Genomic DNA, 17,331 nt, shown 5'->3' with positions numbered 1-17,331 from the left:
CAATTACATTTGCAGGAAGGCATAACCCTGATTTTCCAGCGTCGACACGGTGGTCGGGCTGGATAACGCATGAATAACCGACTGATCAATCCAGTCTTTCGGGAAGTGATGGAAGGCTACCGACTGATCGCACACCGACACTTTCACGCCTAATTTGTTGAGTTCACTGATCAGCGCCAAATTAGGATTGGCGGCCTGGTAGAATTGCTGGAAATGCGCGTTATCCAGCATGGCCGGGGTGGCATCACCGGTGACCGACACCACAAAGTGCAGTTGATCGGCCGGTACGCCAGAAGCGATATACAAGTTCACCACGCGCGCCACGCGCTCCAGTCCCAAGTTCGGGCGTTTCATATCCCCTTCACTTTTGGTGATTTGGAATACCACTTTGTTGCTCATTCCTACCACCGGTTTAAAGGCGGCATCGGGTTCATAATGGATTTTGCCGTAACCTTCGACGGCGGGCGTGCTCCAAAATCCGTCTGGATCGGTCGGCTCAGCAGAAAAATGGCTGACCACGCGCTGATAAATATCATCACTCTTACTTACGGTGGCGCCAACAAATCCACCCACGATGGCAATCAGGGCGTAAGAGACAACAGAACGCATAGAAACTCTCCGGCATGCACTGCGCGTTAATTCACAGTCCGTTTGAATAAAGTGCTTTATCTATACCACAGCGTGAGCAGTGCAAGAGTCCTGTAGAAATCAACTGTCTTGGCTTTTGATTGCAGGAAAAATAATAAGTCGTGCTAATTGAATAAAGCTTTTGATTAAGATGAAAAGCGCAGTAAAAAAATAATTGGTAGTAAAATTTATCTCGTGGAATAAGTTTCCCGCTGTATTTATGGATAAATCCTGACCAGACTTAACTGAAATCCAGCCTGACCATGAAAACCTCACAATTAAATTGTCTGATTGATAAAAGGAGCCAGTCTGCGCGTTTACCCCTCTTTTTTCAGAGTAAACCTGGAAAAGTTCATGCCAGATTCAATTATTTTGAGCAACTTTACGTAACTTTAACTTTTATAACGGCAAAAGCGCTAACCTGGTCATAGCGCGATATTCAATTTTTTGCTGCAATTCTGCTTCTCTGTAACCAAATTTTCATTTTAAGTGCAGGCCGTATCTTCATTTGCTTGTTACCGCACGCTGGTTAAGATAGAACCGCTGCGCCAATGGAAAGTGTGCGCAGAACATTTGAACGACTTACCTGTCCAAATGCAGGTGACTTTTTAAGGATCAAGGCATGTTTAACCGGTTGAAGAAATCAGTGCTGGCGGCCCTTATTCCTACGCTGCTGCTCGCACCCACACTGAGTGTGCGTGCCGACGTGAGTGATAATCTGCCCGATATGGGGACCACGGCGGGTTCGACGCTGTCGATTAATCAGGAACTGCAGATTGGCGACTTTTATGTGCGCCAGCTGCGCGCCAGTGCGCCGCTGATTAACGATCCGCTGCTAAATCAATATATTAATGAACTCGGCCAACGTCTGGTCGCTCACGCCAACTCTGTGCGCACGCCGTTACACTTCTTTCTGATCCAGAATGACGAACTCAACGCTTTCGCTTTCTTTGGCGGCAACGTGGTGCTGCATTCATCACTGTTCCGCTACACCGATAATGAAAGTCAACTGGCATCGGTGATGGCGCACGAAATTTCTCACGTCACTCAGCGCCATCTGGCGCGTGCCATGGAAGAACAGAAGCGCACTGCCCCGCTTACCTGGGTCGGTGCACTGGGATCGATTCTGTTGGCGCTTGCCAGTCCGCAGGCCGGAATGGCAGCCCTCACCGGTACGCTGGCAGGCACACAGCAAGGGATGATCAGCTTCACCCAGTCCAACGAACAGGAAGCCGATCGCATCGGTATTCAGGTGCTGCAACGCGCTGGCTTCGATCCCCAGGCGATGCCCAGTTTCCTGCAAAAGCTGGCCGACCAAAGCCGCTTCTCCTCCAAGCCGCCAGAAATTTTGCTGACGCACCCCTTACCGGATAGCCGTTTAGCCGATGCGCGTAACCGTGCCAACCAAATGCGTCCGGTGGTGGTGCAGTCTTCGGAAGGCTTCTATATGGCGAAAGTGCGCTCGCTGGGGATGTACGCCACCGGACGCAATCAGCTCACCGATGACCTGCTAAACGAATACGCTAAAGGCAATTCGCGTGAGCAGATGGCCTCGCAATACGGTAAAGCGGTGCAGTTCCTGCAGGCGAAAAGCTTCGACAACGCGAAAAAGATCATCGCCCCTATGTTGGCAAAACAGCCGGATAACGTCTGGTTTCTCGACATCATGACGGATATCGACATCGGCCTGAATCAATCGCAGCTGGCCATCAGCATGTTGACCAATGCCAAAGGCAGCAGCACCAGCCCGGTGTTGCAGCTCAACCTCGCTAACGCCTATGTGGAAGCGAAGCAGCCTGCCAATGCCAGTCGTATTCTTAACCGCTACACCTTTGCCCATCCCGATGATGTCAACGCCTGGGATTTACTGGCGCAAGCTTCGGCGGCACAGGGATTGCGTGATGAGGAGTTGTCGGCGCGAGCCGAAGGATTAGCGCTAAACGGCCAGCTCGATCAGGCGATCACCACATTAAGCAGCGCCAGCGCACAGGTGCCGCTCGGTAGCCTGAAACAGGCACGTTACGATGCGCGCATCGACCAGTTCCGCGAACTGCAAAAGCGGTTCCGTCAGTATCAGAAAGGATAAAAATAATGGTGAGCATTTATCACAACCCGCGTTGCAGCAAGAGCCGCGAAACCCTGGCGCTGTTGCAGGAGAAAGGCATTGAGCCTGATGTGGTGCTGTATCTCGAAACACCGCCTGACGTGCAACTGCTGAAAACCCTGTTGAAAAAACTCGGCATGAGCAGTGCGCGCGATTTAATGCGTCGTAAAGAGGATCTGTATAAAGAGTTGAAGCTGGCAGATGATCAGCTCAGTGAAGCGCAGCTGTTACAGGCGATGGCGGAACATCCCAAACTGATCGAGCGTCCTATCGTGATTAACGGCGACCGCGCGCGTATTGGCCGTCCGCCAGAAGCGGTGCTGGAGATTGTTTAAAGCCCCAGCGCTTCTTTAACAAAAGGAATGGTGAGTTTGCGTTGTGCGCTGATAGAGGCGCGATCGAGTCGATCAAGGGTGTCAAACAGCGTACGCATTTCGCGGTCGAGGCGTTTCAGCAGGAAGCGCCCGACATCTTCCGGTAACTCGAAACCACGCAATCCAGCACGCAGCTGCATCGCCTGCAGCTTATCTTCATCAGACAACGGCTGTAAGCGATAAATCTGCCCCCAGTCGAGGCGGGAAGCCAGATCCGGCAGTGCAAGGTTGAGCTGACGCGGTGGACGATCGCCGGTGATCAGCAAACGCGTTTTGCCGATTTCCAGAATGCGGTTGTAGAGATCAAAGATCGCCATCTCCCACTCGGCATCTCCGGCAATGCATTCGATATTATCGATGCACACCAGCGCCAGATTCTCCATACCATCCAACACTTCCGGCACGAACCAGGTGCGCTTATCCAGCGGGACATAGCCTACGGCTTCGCCACGCGCTGACATCTCCGCGCAGGCCGCGTGCAATAAGTGGCTGCGGCCGCCGCCTTCGCGTGACCAGAAATAGAGATAGCTGCCGTGCTGCTGCGAAAGTGCGCCTTGCAGCGCCGCCAGCAAAGACGGGTTTTCCCCCGGCCAGAAACTGGCAAAGGTTTCATCATCGGGTAAATAGAGTGGCAGTGAGAGCTGTGCCGGCGTGTTCAGAAGTACCTCAACGGATGAGCAGGCAGAAAACGGCGCAAGTTTATCACGATCTTTGTCAGAGATGAACCGGGCTTCCCTGCCCGGCAAAACGCCTTAACTTTCGCGCTTTTCTTCGGCATCCAAAACCACTTCTTCTGGACGTAACAAATTGATTACGCGGAAAATCAGTGCCAGCGCCACGCCCACGATAGTCGCCAGCGCCATGCCTTTCAGTTCTGCGGCGCCGATGTGCACTTTGGCGCCGCTCACGCCGATGATCAGGATCACCGACGTCAGGATCAGGTTCTGCGCTTTGTTGTAATCCACTTTGGATTCAATCAGTACGCGAATACCGGACGCACCGATCACTCCGTACAGCAGCAGCGACACGCCGCCCATTACCGGCACCGGCACTGCCTGAATCGCGGCGGCCAGTTTACCCACGCACGAGAGCAGAATCGCGAAGATTGCCGCTCCGCCGATGACCCAAGTGCTGTACACGCGGGTGATCGCCATCACGCCGATGTTCTCGCCGTAGGTGGTGTTCGGCGTTGAGCCGAAGAAGCCCGAGATCATGGTGGACAAGCCGTTGGCAAACATTGAGCGATGCAGACCCGGATCGCGAATCAGATCTTTCTTCACGATATTCGCCGTCACCACCAGGTGACCAACGTGTTCTGCAATCACCACCAGCGCCGCAGGCAGAATGGTCAGCATGGCTACCCATTCGAAACGCGGCTTGTAGAAGGTTGGCAGTGCGAACCACGGTGCATCAGCAACGGATTGCCAGTTGACGATGCCCATAAAGGATGAGAGCGCATAACCCGCCAGCACGCCGATCAGAATCGGGATAATAGCGAGGAAACCACGGAACAGCACAGAACCGAACACCGTGACCGCCAGCGTGACCATCGAAATGATGATGGTTTGAGTGTCAGCCGAGGTGCCCTCTGCAGGCAGCAGACCGGCCATATTCGCCGCCACGCCAGCTAACTCAAGGCCAATCACCGCGACAATCGCGCCCATCGCCGCCGGTGGGAACATCACATCCAGCCAGCCGGTGCCGGCTTTTTTGACGATCAGCGCCACCACGCAGAACAGGAAGCCGCACAGGATAAAGCCGCCCAGCGCCACTTCATAACCCAGCGGCAACAACAGCAGCACCGGTGAAATAAAGGCGAAGCTCGAACCCAAATACGCCGGGATTTTACCTTTACAGATAAACAGATACAGCAGCGTACCGACGCCGTTGAACAGCAGAACGGTGGCCGGGTTGATGTGGAACAGGATCGGCACCAGCACCGTGGCGCCAAACATGGCGAACAGGTGTTGCAGGCTGAGTGGAATGGTTTGCAGCAGCGGTGGACGTTCGTCTACCCCGATCGCGCGTCTTGTCATTATCTCTCTATCCCCATTAGTCGTTATGAATGCTGTTTGTTCAGGCCGCGCCATCAAGGAGCAGCGCAATTCATTACGCAATATTCCAACACGCTAAGTGCCATGTCGGGAAAAAGAGCGCGATAAATCGCGCCGCTACCAAAGGTGCTGGTGTTTATGCGGCACTGAACTAAAGGGCATTACTTGAGTTGTGTGTTTTTGACCAAAAAAAGCCGACTCTCTGGCCGGCTGGATGCTTTATTTATTTCGTTCCGAAAATCTTGTCGCCTGCATCACCCAAGCCTGGAATGATATAGCCTTTCTCGTTCAATCCCTGATCGATTGACGCGGTGTACAGCTCCACATCCGGATGCGCTTTCTCCAGCGCCGCAATACCTTCTGGTGCCGCGACCAGCACCAGCACCTTAATGCTGTTGCAGCCGGCTTTCTTCAGCAGATCAATGGTGGCGATCATCGAACCACCGGTTGCCAGCATCGGATCCACCACCAGCGCCAGACGCTCTTCAATGTTGGACACCAGCTTCTGGAAATACGGCACTGGCTCCAGCGTCTCTTCGTCACGGTAGATACCTACCACGCTGATACGCGCGCTTGGCACGTGCTCCAGCACACCTTCCATCATGCCAAGGCCCGCACGCAGAATCGGCACTACGGTGATTTTTTTGCCTTTGATTTGATCGACGTCAACCGGGCCGTTCCAGCCTTCAATAGTGACGCGCTCAGTGGCCAGATCGGCGGTGGCTTCATAAGTCAGCAGGCTGCCGACTTCCGAGGCCAGCTCGCGGAAGCGTTTGGTGCTGATATCATGCTCACGCATCAGGCCCAGTTTATGTTTGACCAGCGGGTGTTTGACTTCCACGATCTTCATGATTGTTCTCCCGGAATTGAGTTGAGCTAAAAAAAATCGCCGGATTATACCGCCTTTTTGCCGCCGCGCCACTTGTCATTGGTCAATGGCTTAGCGAGATCCGCGTGATCATAATCATTGGCGAAAAATCAGCGCTGTGCAAAGCGGCGTGAGATGGGACTCGCAAACGTTTGCCTGCACTGGTAGAATTAGCGCGCTTAATTTTTGCCACCAACCGCAATTCGCGTGGGGATTCCGCAGTGACCGACAAAACCTCTCTCAGCTACAAAGACGCCGGTGTTGATATCGATGCTGGTAACGATCTGGTTGACCGTATTAAAGGCGTAGTAAAGAAAACTCGCCGCCCGGAAGTGATGGGTGGATTGGGTGGCTTTGGCGCGCTCTGTGCGCTGCCGCAGAAATACCGCGAGCCTGTGCTGGTCTCCGGAACCGATGGCGTCGGCACCAAGCTGCGTCTGGCGATGGATCTCAAACGTCATGACAGCATCGGTATCGATCTGGTTGCGATGTGTGTGAATGACCTGATTGTGCAAGGCGCTGAGCCGCTGTTCTTCCTCGACTACTACGCCACCGGCAAACTGGATGTGGATACCGCTTCAGCGGTGATCACCGGTATCGCCGAAGGTTGTCTGCAGTCTGGTTGTGCGCTGGTCGGCGGTGAAACCGCTGAGATGCCAGGCATGTACCACGGCGAAGACTACGACGTGGCGGGTTTCTGCGTGGGCGTGGTGGAAAAATCAGAAATCATTGACGGTACGAAAGTGCAGGACGGCGACGTGCTGATCGCACTGGGTTCAAGCGGCCCGCATTCGAACGGTTATTCTCTGGTGCGTAAGATTCTGGAAGTCAGCCAGACCAACCCAGAAACCAAACAGCTGGATGGCAAGCCACTGGCCGATCACCTGCTGGCACCGACCCGCATTTACGTGAAAAACATCCTGAGCCTGATCGAACAGGTGGATGTACACGCGATTTCTCACCTGACCGGTGGTGGCTTTTGGGAAAACATCCCACGCGTGCTGCCAGACAACACTCAGGCGGTGATTGATGAGAAGAGCTGGCAGTGGCCGTCCGTGTTCACCTGGCTGCAGCAGGCCGGTAACGTTAGCCGTCATGAAATGTACCGTACCTTTAACTGCGGCGTGGGCATGATCATCGCGCTGAGCCCGGACGATGCCGATAAAGCGGTACAGCTGATGACCGACGCCGGCGAGCAGGCGTGGAAAATCGGTGTGATTAACGCCTCTGACTCAGAAGAGCGAGTGGTCATTAATCCATGAAAAAACTGGTTGTGCTGATCTCCGGCAACGGAAGCAATCTTCAGTCCATCCTTGACGCCTGCGCAAGCGGGCGTGTCAACGGCAGCGTCGCTGCCGTTTTCAGTAATAAAGCCTCGGCGTTGGGTCTGACGCGCGCGCAGGAAGCCAGCGTGCCGGGCCATGCGCTCACCGCCAGTGACTTTGCCGACCGCGATGCCTTTGATCGCCAGCTGATGCAGGAAATCGATGCCTACGCACCGGATTTAGTGGTGCTGGCCGGTTACATGCGCATTCTTAGCCAGGCGTTTGTCGCGCATTATCACGACCGGTTGGTGAATATCCATCCGTCGCTGTTGCCGAAATATCCCGGACTGCACACCCATCGCCAGGCATTAGAAAATGGCGACGAGGAACACGGCACGTCGGTGCACTTTGTCACTGACGAACTGGATGGCGGCCCGGTGATTTTGCAGGCGCGCGTGCCGGTGTTTGCCGAAGATGATGAAGCCGAGATCGCTTCACGTGTTCAGCATCAGGAACATGCGATTTATCCGCTGGTGATCGGCTGGTTTGTCGATGGGCGCTTAGCGATGCGTGAAGGAAAAGCCTGGCTGGATGGGCAACCGTTGCCGCCGCAAGGTTACGCGCACGAATAACCAAAAGCAGGCACACACCGTAACGGCGCGATTTATCGCGCTGTTTTTTTATCTGCACGACATTACGCGCAATGAATTGCGCCGCTACAGATTGCAGAATGGATTATCCAAATCTGCCCGTAATGTAATCTTCGGTTTTGCGCGCTTTGGGCGAGGTGAAGATGCGATCGGTTTCATCAAACTCCACCAGTTGCCCGTTATGCATAAACGCCGTGTAATCTGACACGCGCGCCGCCTGCTGCATATTGTGCGTCACCAGCACCAGCGTGAAATGCTGCTTTAACGTGGTCATCAACTCTTCGATCACCAGGGTTGAGATCGGGTCGAGCGCCGACGTCGGCTCATCCAGCAGTAACACTTCCGGCTCAATAGCAATCGCGCGCGCAATCACCAAACGCTGCTGCTGCCCGCTGGAGAGCGTCAACGCATTCTGCGCCAGCTGATCTTTCACTTCACTCCACAGCGCCGCCGCACGCAGCGCACGTTCGCAGGCTTCATTTAATACTCGGCGATCGCGCACCCCTTGCAGACGCAGACCGTACACCACATTTTCATAGATCGATTTAGGGAACGGATTGGGGCGCTGGAAAACCATGCCAATACGACGACGCAAAGCCGGCAGATCCTGATTCGCCTGCATCACCGCATGCTGATCCAACAGAATCTCGCCTTCAATACGACAGCGATCTATCACATCATTCATGCGATTGAAGCAACGCAGCAGCGTCGATTTGCCGCAGCCGGAAGGGCCAATCAGCGCGGTTATGCGCTTTTTTGGGATCTGTAAATCAATGTTGTTCAGCGCCTGGCGCTCGCCATACCACAGCGAAAGCTGGTTGACGGTTAACGCAATATCGTAATCGGGCGTCATCTAAAAACCTTTCTAGTGCGTCATAATGCGGTAACGCTCGCGCAGCCGATGGCGCAGCGTCATCGCCAGCAGATTGAGCGACAGGATGATCGCCACCAGCAGCAATGCGGTAGCGTAAACCAGCGGTCGGTCAGCATCGATGTTCGGGCTCTGAAACGCCAAATCGTAAATCTGAAAACCGAGGTGCATAAATTTGCGGTCGAGGTGCAGATACGGGAACACCGCATCCACCGGCAGCTCCGGTGCCATCTTCACCACGCCCACCAGCATCAGTGGCGCGGTTTCGCCCGCCGCACGCGCCACGGCCAGAATCAGGCCGGTTAACATAGCGGGAACCGCCAGCGGCAGCACCACGCGCCACAGCGTTTCCGCCTGCGTAGCGCCGAGCGCCAATGAGCCCTGACGGAGATTATCTGGAATACGCGATAGCCCCTCTTCGGTGGCGACAATCACCACCGGCAAAGTCAGCAGCGCCAGCGTTAATGCCGCCCACAGCAAACCGGGCGTGCCAAAGGTAGGATTGGGCAGTGAGCGTGAGAAAAACAGCTGATCAATCGTGCCGCCAATCAACCAGACAAAAAAGCCTAAACCAAACACACCATACACAATCGACGGCACACCGGCGAGATTCACCACCGCAATGCGCACCAACCGGGTAAGCGCATTACGTCCGGCGTATTCATGCAGCCACACCGCCGCGACGACGCCCAGCGGCATCACGATAATCGACATCAGCAACACCATCAGCACGGTGCCAAAAATCGCCGGGAACGCCCCGCTCTCGCCGCCGCCCGATGTCGGTGAATCACTGACAAACTGCCAAATTTGATTGAAGAAGTGCTGCACTTTCTGACCAAACGACATCGCATTCGGATACCAGGTATCCACCACCTGTGCCAGCGGAATGATGTGATCCTGGCCTTGTACATCACGCAGTATCAGCGTGTCGCGCTGGCTTTCGTGTTGAAGATGCGTTAGCTGTTGCGCTAACGCGCTAAAACGCCGCTGTAGCGCCACGCTGTTGGCATCGAATTCCGATTGGTCCTGCAAGGTGAACGTACCGCGCTGTCGCTGTTCATCAACTTGTTGCTGCAGATTTTCCAGCTGGGCATTCAGTCGCGCCATTTGTACACGACGAATATGGCTCGCCTGACGTAACTGCTCGTGGACCTGCACCAGCCGTTGATGCAGCAGTGCATCACGATCGCGTGCGGTCAGCACCTCATTATCTTCTCGCAGCTCAACCAGCCAGCCGTAAGCATTGCCGCCGCTGCGCCGCTGCAAAACAATCGCATCCGCCGGACGACGGGTTTTCGCCGCGCCCTGGCTATACAGCACGCGGAAATCCGGGGCGGCAAAATCACGATTGCCGGTTTTTACCACATAGCGCCACTGCTCGCCCTGCGGCTGTTGGTGCAACGTTTCGCCCAATACCATGACCGCTGCGCCTTCTGGCGGCTGGAACAGATATTGGTCGACCGGCTGTGGCCAGAAAGCACGCATGCCCTGCCAGCCCAGCAGGCCAATCAACAAGGTAAACGCCAGCAGGCACACGGCGACCGCACCGGCGGTGAGCCAGCGCCAGCGATCGTTTTGACGCATCGCTTTCATCCCTGTCCCTCATGCTGGCTGTAGCGCTGGCGCAAGCGCTGACGAATCAGCTCCGCTACGGTGTTGATCACCAGTGTGAATATCAGTAACAACAATGCGCTGAGGAACAGAATGCGGTAATGGGCACTGCCCGCTGCGGCTTCTGGCATTTCGATGGCGATGTTGGCAGAGAGCGCGCGCAATCCGGCAAACAGGCCACCTTCACTGACTGGCGTGTTGCCAGTAGCCATCAGCACGATCATGGTTTCGCCCACCGCTCGGCCAAAGCCGATCATCAGGGCGGCAAAAATACCTGCCGATGCGCCAGGCATTACCACGCGCGTCAGGGTTTGCCACGGCGTGGCACCCAGCGCCAGTGAACCTTGTCCCAGCGCGCCCGGCACGCTGAATAACGCATCTTCCGATAGCGTGAATATCAGGGGCACCAGCGCAAACCCCATCGCCAGCGCAGCCACTAATAAGTTGCGTTGTTCGTAATGTGCCAGCCGCTCACCGATATCCGGCCACAATTGCGTCGCAGCCACAGCGTTAAGAGCGTGACAGCCAGTAATACCGGCAACAGCAAAATCACTTCAAAACCCGGACGTCGCCAGCGATTGGGCAGATACGGGCTGAGCACGCCGCACAATAGTAAAGTCACCGCCAGCACCAGGGGCAATAGCAGCACGCCGACCAGCGCGGTACTCACGTGCGGTGCCAGCCAGACGCCGGCAATTAAACCAATCACCACGCTGGGCAGCGCACCCATCATTTCAATGCCCGGCTTCACCCAGCGGCGTAATCCCGGTGACATAAACCAGGCGGTGTACATCGCTGCCGCCAGCGCCAGCGGCGTGGCAAACAGCAGCGCCAGCGAGGCGGCTTTTAGCGTGCCCATCACCATCGGTATCAGGCTGAATTTGGCCTGATAGCTGTCACCGGCAGCGGTGGATTGCCATACCCAATCCGCCTGCGGATAGTTCTCGTACCAGATTTTTTGCCACAGGTTGCGCCAGGTGAAATCCGGCCATGGGTTATCCAGCGCAAACTGCTGCCACTGCCCTGCGCGCTCCACAATCAGCGCATCGCCGCGCGGCGCCAATGCCAGCGCCTGAATACCCGGCGCCAGCTGACGGGTCAAAATCGGTCCCTGCTGTTTGCTGGCAAACAGTTTGATTTCACCGGCAGCGTTATAGGTTGCGAACACACGGCGTTGCGATTCAGGCACAACATTCATCGCGTCCTGACTGCTGTTGAAGGTATGAATTTCTTGCAGGCGCGGCCCTTTATCACCGGCAATCGAAAACCACTGATGCACGCCCTGCGCGTCCTGAATCAGCAGCGTACGACCACCCGTCAGGATATGCAGGCTTTGTGGCCGCTGATTCAGGGTTTGGGTTTCACGCAGCTGTGCGCCCTCGGGGGTAATCTGCCACACGCGCAATAGACGCCCTTCACTGGCGTACAGTAACGTACCATCGGGAGATAACAGCAGAAGGTCGGCTTGCTGCTGAGGCAGCAGAATCTGGTTAACGTTTTGCTGGTTCTCCAGCGTCATCACGCTAATGCCCGCAGGGGTTTGCGCGGCGATACGCCATTGGTGATCGCCAAGGGAAGTTAACGCCATGTTTGTGACGTCGCCTTGCGCCAGATGCAGCGGACGATCGCCAAACGGGAAAAACCATTCGCCTTGATTGTCGTGGATCAACGGTTGCATCAGCATCAATCCACCCTGCATATTAAGCAACACGCTGCTACTGTTGCTGCTTTTCACCGCCGCATCAGGATGTCCCGATAGCGGCAACGCCTGAGCGGCGGGCTGTCCGTCGAGCGGAATAAAGCGCGCTTCATTACGGCTGATGCGCCAGCCAAGCTGCCCTTCGCTGCCCATCGCCAGCACCGGGGCTTTATCCCAAAGTTGTATATTGGTGGTGGCTTGCATGCCCGGCGCGCTGAAAAGGGGTAATACCACCCAGATCAGCCAGAAGAATAGCAGCAGCATCAGCAGTAAAATGCCCACGCCGCAACCCGTCACCACGCGACGAACAAACTGATCGACAGCACGGCGACGACGGTCGCTGAAATGGACAGGGATACGATTTATGCTCATGCAGGCCAGGTTACAGGTGAAAACACGTCGCTATGTTGCCCGTAGCTGATTGATAAGACAACCTTTGACGTTGGACAAGCTTGCCATACTCTCGCCATAATGGTGATGGACACTGAGCGGAGGCGCATTTTTGCGATTTTCCCGCCGGACAATCCGTCCAGCAACAGCATCACGGAGTCAGAATGGGTCAGGAAAAGCTGTATATAGAAAAAGAAATAAGCTGGTTAAGCTTCAATGAACGTGTATTACAGGAAGCCGCGGACAAGACTAACCCGCTGATTGAGCGTATGCGCTTCCTGGGGATTTACTCCAACAATCTCGAAGAGTTCTACAAAGTGCGCTTCGCCGATCTGAAACGTCGCATTCTGATCGGTGAGGAACAGGGCACGCCAACGACACTTCGTCATATATTGAAAAAAATTCAGCTGCGGGTACAGAAATCGGATCAGGAATTCGATGCCCTGTACAACGATCTGCTGCTGGAGATGGCACGTAATCAGATCTTCCTGATTAACGAACGCCAGCTGTCGCCGAATCAGCAAGAGTGGCTGCGCTATTACTTCAAACATCAATTACGCCAGCACGTCACGCCGATTCTGATTAACCACGACACCGATCTGATTGAGTTCCTCAAAGACGATTACACCTATCTGGCGGTTGAGATTATCCGCGGCGACGATATTCGTTATGCGCTGCTGGAAATCCCGTCGGATAAGGTGCCGCGCTTCGTCAATTTACCGGCCGAATCGCCGCGTCGTCGCAAACCCATGATTCTGCTGGATAACATCCTGCGCTATTGCCTGGATGAAATCTTCAAAGGCTTCTTCGATTATGACGCGCTGAATGCCTATTCGATGAAGATGACGCGCGATGCCGAATATGACCTCGTCACTGAGATGGAATCGAGCCTGCTGGAACTGATGTCCTCCAGCCTGAAACAGCGTCTTAACGCAGAACCTGTGCGCTTCGTTTATCAGCGTGATATGCCGGACGCGATGGTGGAAATGCTGCGCCATAAGCTGGCGATTTCGAACGACGATTCGATTGTGCCGGGCGGCCGCTACCACAACTTTAAAGACTTTATTGGCTTCCCGAACGTCGGCAAAGCCAATCTGGAAAACCGTCCATTGCCGCAAATTCGCCATATCGGCTTTGACGGCTTCCGCAACGGTTTTGATGCCATCCGTAATCGCGATGTGCTGCTTTATTATCCGTACCACACCTTCGAGCACGTGCTGGAGCTGCTGCGTCAGGCGTCGTTTGACCCGAGTGTGTTGGCGATTAAGATCAACATTTATCGCGTAGCTAAGAACTCACGCATCATGGATGCGATGATTCACGCTGCTTACAACGGTAAAAAAGTCACCGTGGTGGTTGAGCTGCAGGCGCGTTTCGATGAAGAAGCCAACATTCGCTGGGCAAAACGTCTGACGGAAGCCGGTGTGCACGTAATTTTCTCTGCGCCGGGTCTGAAAATTCACGCCAAGCTGTTCCTGATTTCACGTCGTGAAAACGGTGAGATCGTGCGTTATGCGCATATTGGCACCGGTAACTTCAACGAAAAAACCGCCCGCATTTATACTGACTATTCATTGCTGACCGCCGATGCGCGCATCACCAATGAAGTGCGCCGCGTGTTCAACTTCATTGAGAACCCGTATCGCCCGGTAACATTCGAACACTTATTGGTATCGCCGCAGAACTCACGCGACATGCTGTATAAGTTGATCGATGCCGAGATTGCCCAGGCTCAGCAGAAAAAGCCGGCTGGCATTACGCTGAAAATCAATAACCTGGTGGATAACGGTTTGGTTGATCGTTTGTATGCGGCATCATCCGCTGGCGTGAAGATCAATCTGTTGGTGCGCGGCATGTGTTCTTTGATTCCTGATTTACCGGGCATCAGTGAAAATATTCGCATTACCAGCATCGTTGACCGTTATCTTGAGCACGACCGCGTCTATATTTTTGAGAACGGCGGCGAGAAAAAAGTCTATCTCTCTTCCGCAGACTGGATGACGCGTAATATCGATCACCGTATTGAGGTGGCCGTTGCGATCCTTGATCCCCGCGTGAAGCAGCGCATTCTGGATATCATTGCCATTCTGTTGAGTGATACCGTGAAAGCGCGCATCGTGGACAAAGAACTGAGTAACCGTTATGTTCCGCGCGGCAATCGCAAGAAGGTGCGCTCGCAGCTGGCGATTTACGATTACATCAAGAAACTGGAACAACCCGAATAACGCCTATGCCAATTTCCCATAAAAGTACGCCGAAACCGCAGGAATTTGCTGCCATCGATTTGGGCTCAAACAGTTTCCACATGGTGATTGCCCGTGTGGTCGATGGTGCCATGCAAGTGCTGGGGCGCTTAAAGCAGCGTGTGCATCTGGCCGACGGGTTGGATGCTCAGAACCGCTTAAGCGATGAGGCGATGGAGCGCGGCTTGAACTGCCTCGCACTGTTCGCGGAACGTTTGCAGGGGTTCAGCCCGGCAAACGTCACTATTGTTGGCACGCACACATTGCGTATTGCCACCAATGCGGAAGAGTTCCTGCAGCGCGCAGCTGAAGTGATCCCGTATCCGATTGAGGTGATTTCCGGCAACGAAGAAGCGCGTCTGATCTTTATGGGCGTGGAGCATACGCAGCCGGAAAAAGGCCGCAAGCTGGTCATCGATATCGGTGGTGGTTCAACTGAGCTGGTGATTGGTGAAGATTTTGAACCGCAGTTGGTCGAAAGCCGCCGCATGGGTTGTGTCAGCTTCGCCAATCTCTATTTCCCGAAAGGGGAAATCACACCGGAAAACTTCCGTCGTGCGCGATTGTCTGCCGCACAGAAGTTAGAAACCATGGCGTGGCAGTATCGTCTGCACGGCTGGCAGTATGCGCTGGGCGCGTCCGGTTCGATCAAAGCGGCCTGCGAAGTGTTGCTGGCAATGGGCGAGAAAGAGAAGCTGATCACCCCGGAAACGCTGGAAATGCTGGTGTCCGAAGTGTTGAAGCACAAGTCTTTCAACGCGCTAAGCCTGCCGGGTTTGTCGGAAGAACGTAAAGCGGTGTTTGTGCCGGGCCTGTCGATTCTGTGTGGTGCGTTTGATGCGTTGGCAATCCGTGAGCTGCGCCTGTCCGACGGCGCGTTGCGTGAAGGCGTGCTGTACGAGATGGAGGGCCGTTTCCGCCATCAGGACATTCGCAGCCGCACCGCTCAAAGTCTGGCCAACCATTACGTGATTGATAGCGATCAGGCGCGTCGCGTGCTGGAAACCACCGAGCAGCTTTATTTGCAGTGGCTGGATCAAAATCCCAAGCAGGCGAATCCTCAGCTTTCAGCACTGTTGAAGTGGGCTGCGCTCTTGCATGAAGTCGGGTTGACCATCAACCACAGCGGCATGCAACGTCATTCGGCTTACATTCTGCAGAACTCAAACATGCCCGGGTTTAACCAGGATCAACAGATGCTGCTGGCGACGCTGGTACGCTACCATCGTAAAGCGGTGAAGCAGGATGAGATGCCACGTTTCACCTTGTTCAAAAAGAAACAGTTCCTGCCGATGGTGTTCCTGCTACGTTTGGGCACGTTGTTAAATAATCAACGTCAGGCCACCACCAAACCGGATTCACTCAAGCTCAAAGCGGATGACAGCAACTGGACGCTGACCTTCCCGCGCGGCTTCCTGAGCCAGAACACGCTGGTGCAGTTGGATCTGGAGCGCGAGCAGGCCTATTGGAACGATGTCACCGGCTGGAAACTGACGCTGGAAGAGGAGTAACGCGGGCTGCTGGCCCGCTGTATCGCTATGACAATACGACCCGACAATTATTTTGCGGATAAGTATGGCATGACGCCCACCCACTCCGAGGTGCTGGCTGCACTGCCAAAACTGACAGTGGGTAAGGCTCTGGATCTCGGCAGTGGTCAGGGTCGTAACAGCCTGTTCCTCAATCAACATGGCTTTGACGTTACCGCCTGGGATAGCAATCCGGTCAGCCTTGAGCGCCTGAATAGCATTATCCATGAAGAGCATCTGACGAACATCCGCACCGAACTGTGCGATCTCAATCAGGTGCGATTCAACGGTGGCTATCAGTTCGTGTTTTCAACTGTGGTGATGATGTTCCTGCAACCGGAAACCATCCCGCAGTTGATTGCCGACATGCAGGCGAGCACGGTGAAGTATGGCTATAACCTGATTGTGGCAGCGATGAATACGGATGATTATCCGAATACGCAAAACTTCCCGTTTGCCTTTAAATCCGGTGAGTTGAGCGAATACTACCGCAATTGGCACATCGTGAAATACAACGAAGATATCGGTGAACTGCATCGTCGGGATGAAAACGGCGATCGCATTAAATACCGTTTCGCCACGCTGCTGGCGCAAAAAGCCAGTTATTGAAGTTATGGCCGCTTCAGGCGGCCTTAACGCTCTCTGCTCATTTTTCACACAGCGATTGACCTGAAGTTGCAACTGTGACTAAATATTGCCACCGCCCAGCCGGGCATTTACAGGAACCACCCCGCGTGAACAGCGCCATCCCTGCACGAAGACGTCCCAAAACCGGTACCATGACTCGCATTATTTTGCTGATCAGTTTCTTTATTTTGGTTGGCCGTCTGATTTTTATCATTCCCGGTGCTATTGAGCATCATCAGCAGAAAAAAGCCGCGCCTGAGCCGGTTACCACACTGAGCACCAGCGATTCGCGCTAAGGAACTTGCGGGTCATCGTTGCTTGTCGCTTCACATTGCCCGTTTGTGACAATGCTGCTAAATACGCCCTGATTACCCGCAACGCGCTACACTTTGACCTGACTTTACAGACACAAGGGACGC

General features: G+C 54.5%; 14 protein-coding genes and 1 pseudogene. 8 read left to right on the top strand and 7 right to left on the bottom strand.

The window, feature by feature from the left end:
• Positions 1 to 3: 3 nt before the first annotated feature.
• Entirely contained in the window at positions 4 to 609 is a 606-nt protein-coding gene (locus HA45_RS15905) for a DsrE family protein (RefSeq protein ID WP_100701252.1), read from the bottom strand.
• Positions 610 to 1,249: 640 nt separating this feature from the next.
• Between HA45_RS15905 and bepA the strand changes: the two genes are divergently transcribed.
• A complete protein-coding gene (bepA, locus tag HA45_RS15900; RefSeq protein WP_100701253.1) occupies positions 1,250 to 2,713 on the top strand; it encodes a beta-barrel assembly-enhancing protease in 1,464 nt (487 codons plus the stop codon).
• Between the two features lie 5 nt (positions 2,714 to 2,718).
• Entirely contained in the window at positions 2,719 to 3,066 is a 348-nt protein-coding gene (gene arsC / locus HA45_RS15895) for an arsenate reductase (glutaredoxin) (protein WP_100701254.1), read from the top strand.
• Here arsC and hda read toward each other — a convergent pair.
• From hda to upp, 3 genes are all read right to left on the bottom strand, one after another.
• Positions 3,063 to 3,764, bottom strand: coding sequence for a DnaA inactivator Hda (hda, locus tag HA45_RS15890; protein ID WP_034825971.1), 702 nt, complete (start codon positions 3,762 to 3,764; stop codon positions 3,063 to 3,065). The two genes, arsC and hda, sit on opposite strands and share 4 nt — an antisense overlap.
• 93 nt (positions 3,765 to 3,857) lie before the next feature.
• Positions 3,858 to 5,141, bottom strand: a complete 1,284-nt coding sequence (gene uraA / locus HA45_RS15885; protein ID WP_100701255.1) for a uracil permease — start codon at positions 5,139 to 5,141, stop codon at positions 3,858 to 3,860.
• A gap of 241 nt (positions 5,142 to 5,382) precedes the next feature.
• Positions 5,383 to 6,009: a uracil phosphoribosyltransferase gene (upp, locus tag HA45_RS15880; protein ID WP_100701256.1), complete on the bottom strand. Its 627-nt coding sequence runs from the start codon at positions 6,007 to 6,009 to the stop codon at positions 5,383 to 5,385.
• A gap of 239 nt (positions 6,010 to 6,248) precedes the next feature.
• Between upp and purM the strand changes: the two genes are divergently transcribed.
• Complete coding sequence (purM, locus tag HA45_RS15875; RefSeq protein ID WP_100701375.1) at positions 6,249 to 7,289, top strand: phosphoribosylformylglycinamidine cyclo-ligase; 1,041 nt, start codon at positions 6,249 to 6,251, stop codon at positions 7,287 to 7,289.
• Positions 7,286 to 7,924, top strand: a complete 639-nt coding sequence (gene purN / locus HA45_RS15870) for a phosphoribosylglycinamide formyltransferase (protein ID WP_100701257.1) — start codon at positions 7,286 to 7,288, stop codon at positions 7,922 to 7,924. Before purM ends, purN begins: the two co-directional genes overlap by 4 nt.
• Positions 7,925 to 8,027: 103 nt before the next feature.
• Here purN and pstB read toward each other — a convergent pair whose 3' ends face one another.
• The 3 genes and pseudogenes from pstB to HA45_RS15855 form a co-directional block, all read right to left on the bottom strand.
• Entirely contained in the window at positions 8,028 to 8,795 is a 768-nt protein-coding gene (pstB, locus tag HA45_RS15865; protein WP_100701258.1) for a phosphate ABC transporter ATP-binding protein PstB, read from the bottom strand.
• A gap of 12 nt (positions 8,796 to 8,807) precedes the next feature.
• A complete protein-coding gene (gene pstA / locus HA45_RS15860) occupies positions 8,808 to 10,406 on the bottom strand; it encodes a phosphate ABC transporter permease PstA (protein ID WP_100701259.1) in 1,599 nt (532 codons plus the stop codon).
• A pseudogene (locus HA45_RS15855) lies at positions 10,403 to 12,495 on the bottom strand (ABC transporter permease subunit). The gene pstA and the pseudogene HA45_RS15855 overlap by 4 nt, the downstream one beginning before the upstream one ends.
• 182 nt (positions 12,496 to 12,677) lie before the next feature.
• On the opposite strand from HA45_RS15855, the gene ppk1 reads away from it, so the two are divergent.
• The 4 genes from ppk1 to HA45_RS15835 all read left to right on the top strand — a co-directional run bounded on the left by ppk1 (position 12,678) and on the right by HA45_RS15835 (position 17,208).
• Positions 12,678 to 14,738, top strand: a complete 2,061-nt coding sequence (gene ppk1 / locus HA45_RS15850; RefSeq protein ID WP_100701261.1) for a polyphosphate kinase 1 — start codon at positions 12,678 to 12,680, stop codon at positions 14,736 to 14,738.
• A 5-nt stretch (positions 14,739 to 14,743) separates the two neighbouring features.
• Positions 14,744 to 16,267 carry an exopolyphosphatase gene (gene ppx, locus HA45_RS15845; RefSeq protein ID WP_100701262.1) on the top strand — a complete coding sequence of 508 codons (1,524 nt, stop codon included), beginning with the start codon at positions 14,744 to 14,746 and terminating at the stop codon, positions 16,265 to 16,267.
• A gap of 27 nt (positions 16,268 to 16,294) precedes the next feature.
• Positions 16,295 to 16,894, top strand: coding sequence for a tellurite resistance methyltransferase TehB (tehB, locus tag HA45_RS15840; RefSeq protein WP_100701263.1), 600 nt, complete (start codon positions 16,295 to 16,297; stop codon positions 16,892 to 16,894).
• 125 nt (positions 16,895 to 17,019) lie between these two features.
• Positions 17,020 to 17,208 (top strand): YfgG family protein, encoded by a 189-nt coding sequence (locus HA45_RS15835; RefSeq protein WP_034825717.1) that lies wholly within the window; start codon positions 17,020 to 17,022, stop codon positions 17,206 to 17,208.
• The last annotated feature ends 123 nt before the right edge of the window (positions 17,209 to 17,331 follow it).

The sequence above is a fragment of the Pantoea rodasii genome, assembly GCF_002095465.1.
Classification (GTDB): Bacteria; Pseudomonadota; Gammaproteobacteria; order Enterobacterales; family Enterobacteriaceae; genus Pantoea; species Pantoea rodasii.
Note: the sequence above shows the minus strand (reverse complement) of the source record. Positions and strands in the feature narration are given on the sequence as shown.

Coding starts and splice junctions, on each gene's coding strand:
- bepA (WP_100701253.1), top strand. CDS start 1,250: ATGTTTAACCGGTTGAAGAAATCAGTGCTGGCGGCCCTTATTCCTACG.
- ppx (WP_100701262.1), top strand. CDS start 14,744: ATGCCAATTTCCCATAAAAGTACGCCGAAACCGCAGGAATTTGCTGCC.
- pstB (WP_100701258.1), bottom strand. CDS start 8,795: ATGACGCCCGATTACGATATTGCGTTAACCGTCAACCAGCTTTCGCTG.
- purN (WP_100701257.1), top strand. CDS start 7,286: ATGAAAAAACTGGTTGTGCTGATCTCCGGCAACGGAAGCAATCTTCAG.
- HA45_RS15905 (WP_100701252.1), bottom strand. CDS start 609: ATGCGTTCTGTTGTCTCTTACGCCCTGATTGCCATCGTGGGTGGATTT.
- upp (WP_100701256.1), bottom strand. CDS start 6,009: ATGAAGATCGTGGAAGTCAAACACCCGCTGGTCAAACATAAACTGGGC.
- arsC (WP_100701254.1), top strand. CDS start 2,719: ATGGTGAGCATTTATCACAACCCGCGTTGCAGCAAGAGCCGCGAAACC.
- pstA (WP_100701259.1), bottom strand. CDS start 10,406: ATGAAAGCGATGCGTCAAAACGATCGCTGGCGCTGGCTCACCGCCGGT.
- ppk1 (WP_100701261.1), top strand. CDS start 12,678: ATGGGTCAGGAAAAGCTGTATATAGAAAAAGAAATAAGCTGGTTAAGC.
- tehB (WP_100701263.1), top strand. CDS start 16,295: ATGACAATACGACCCGACAATTATTTTGCGGATAAGTATGGCATGACG.
- uraA (WP_100701255.1), bottom strand. CDS start 5,141: ATGACAAGACGCGCGATCGGGGTAGACGAACGTCCACCGCTGCTGCAA.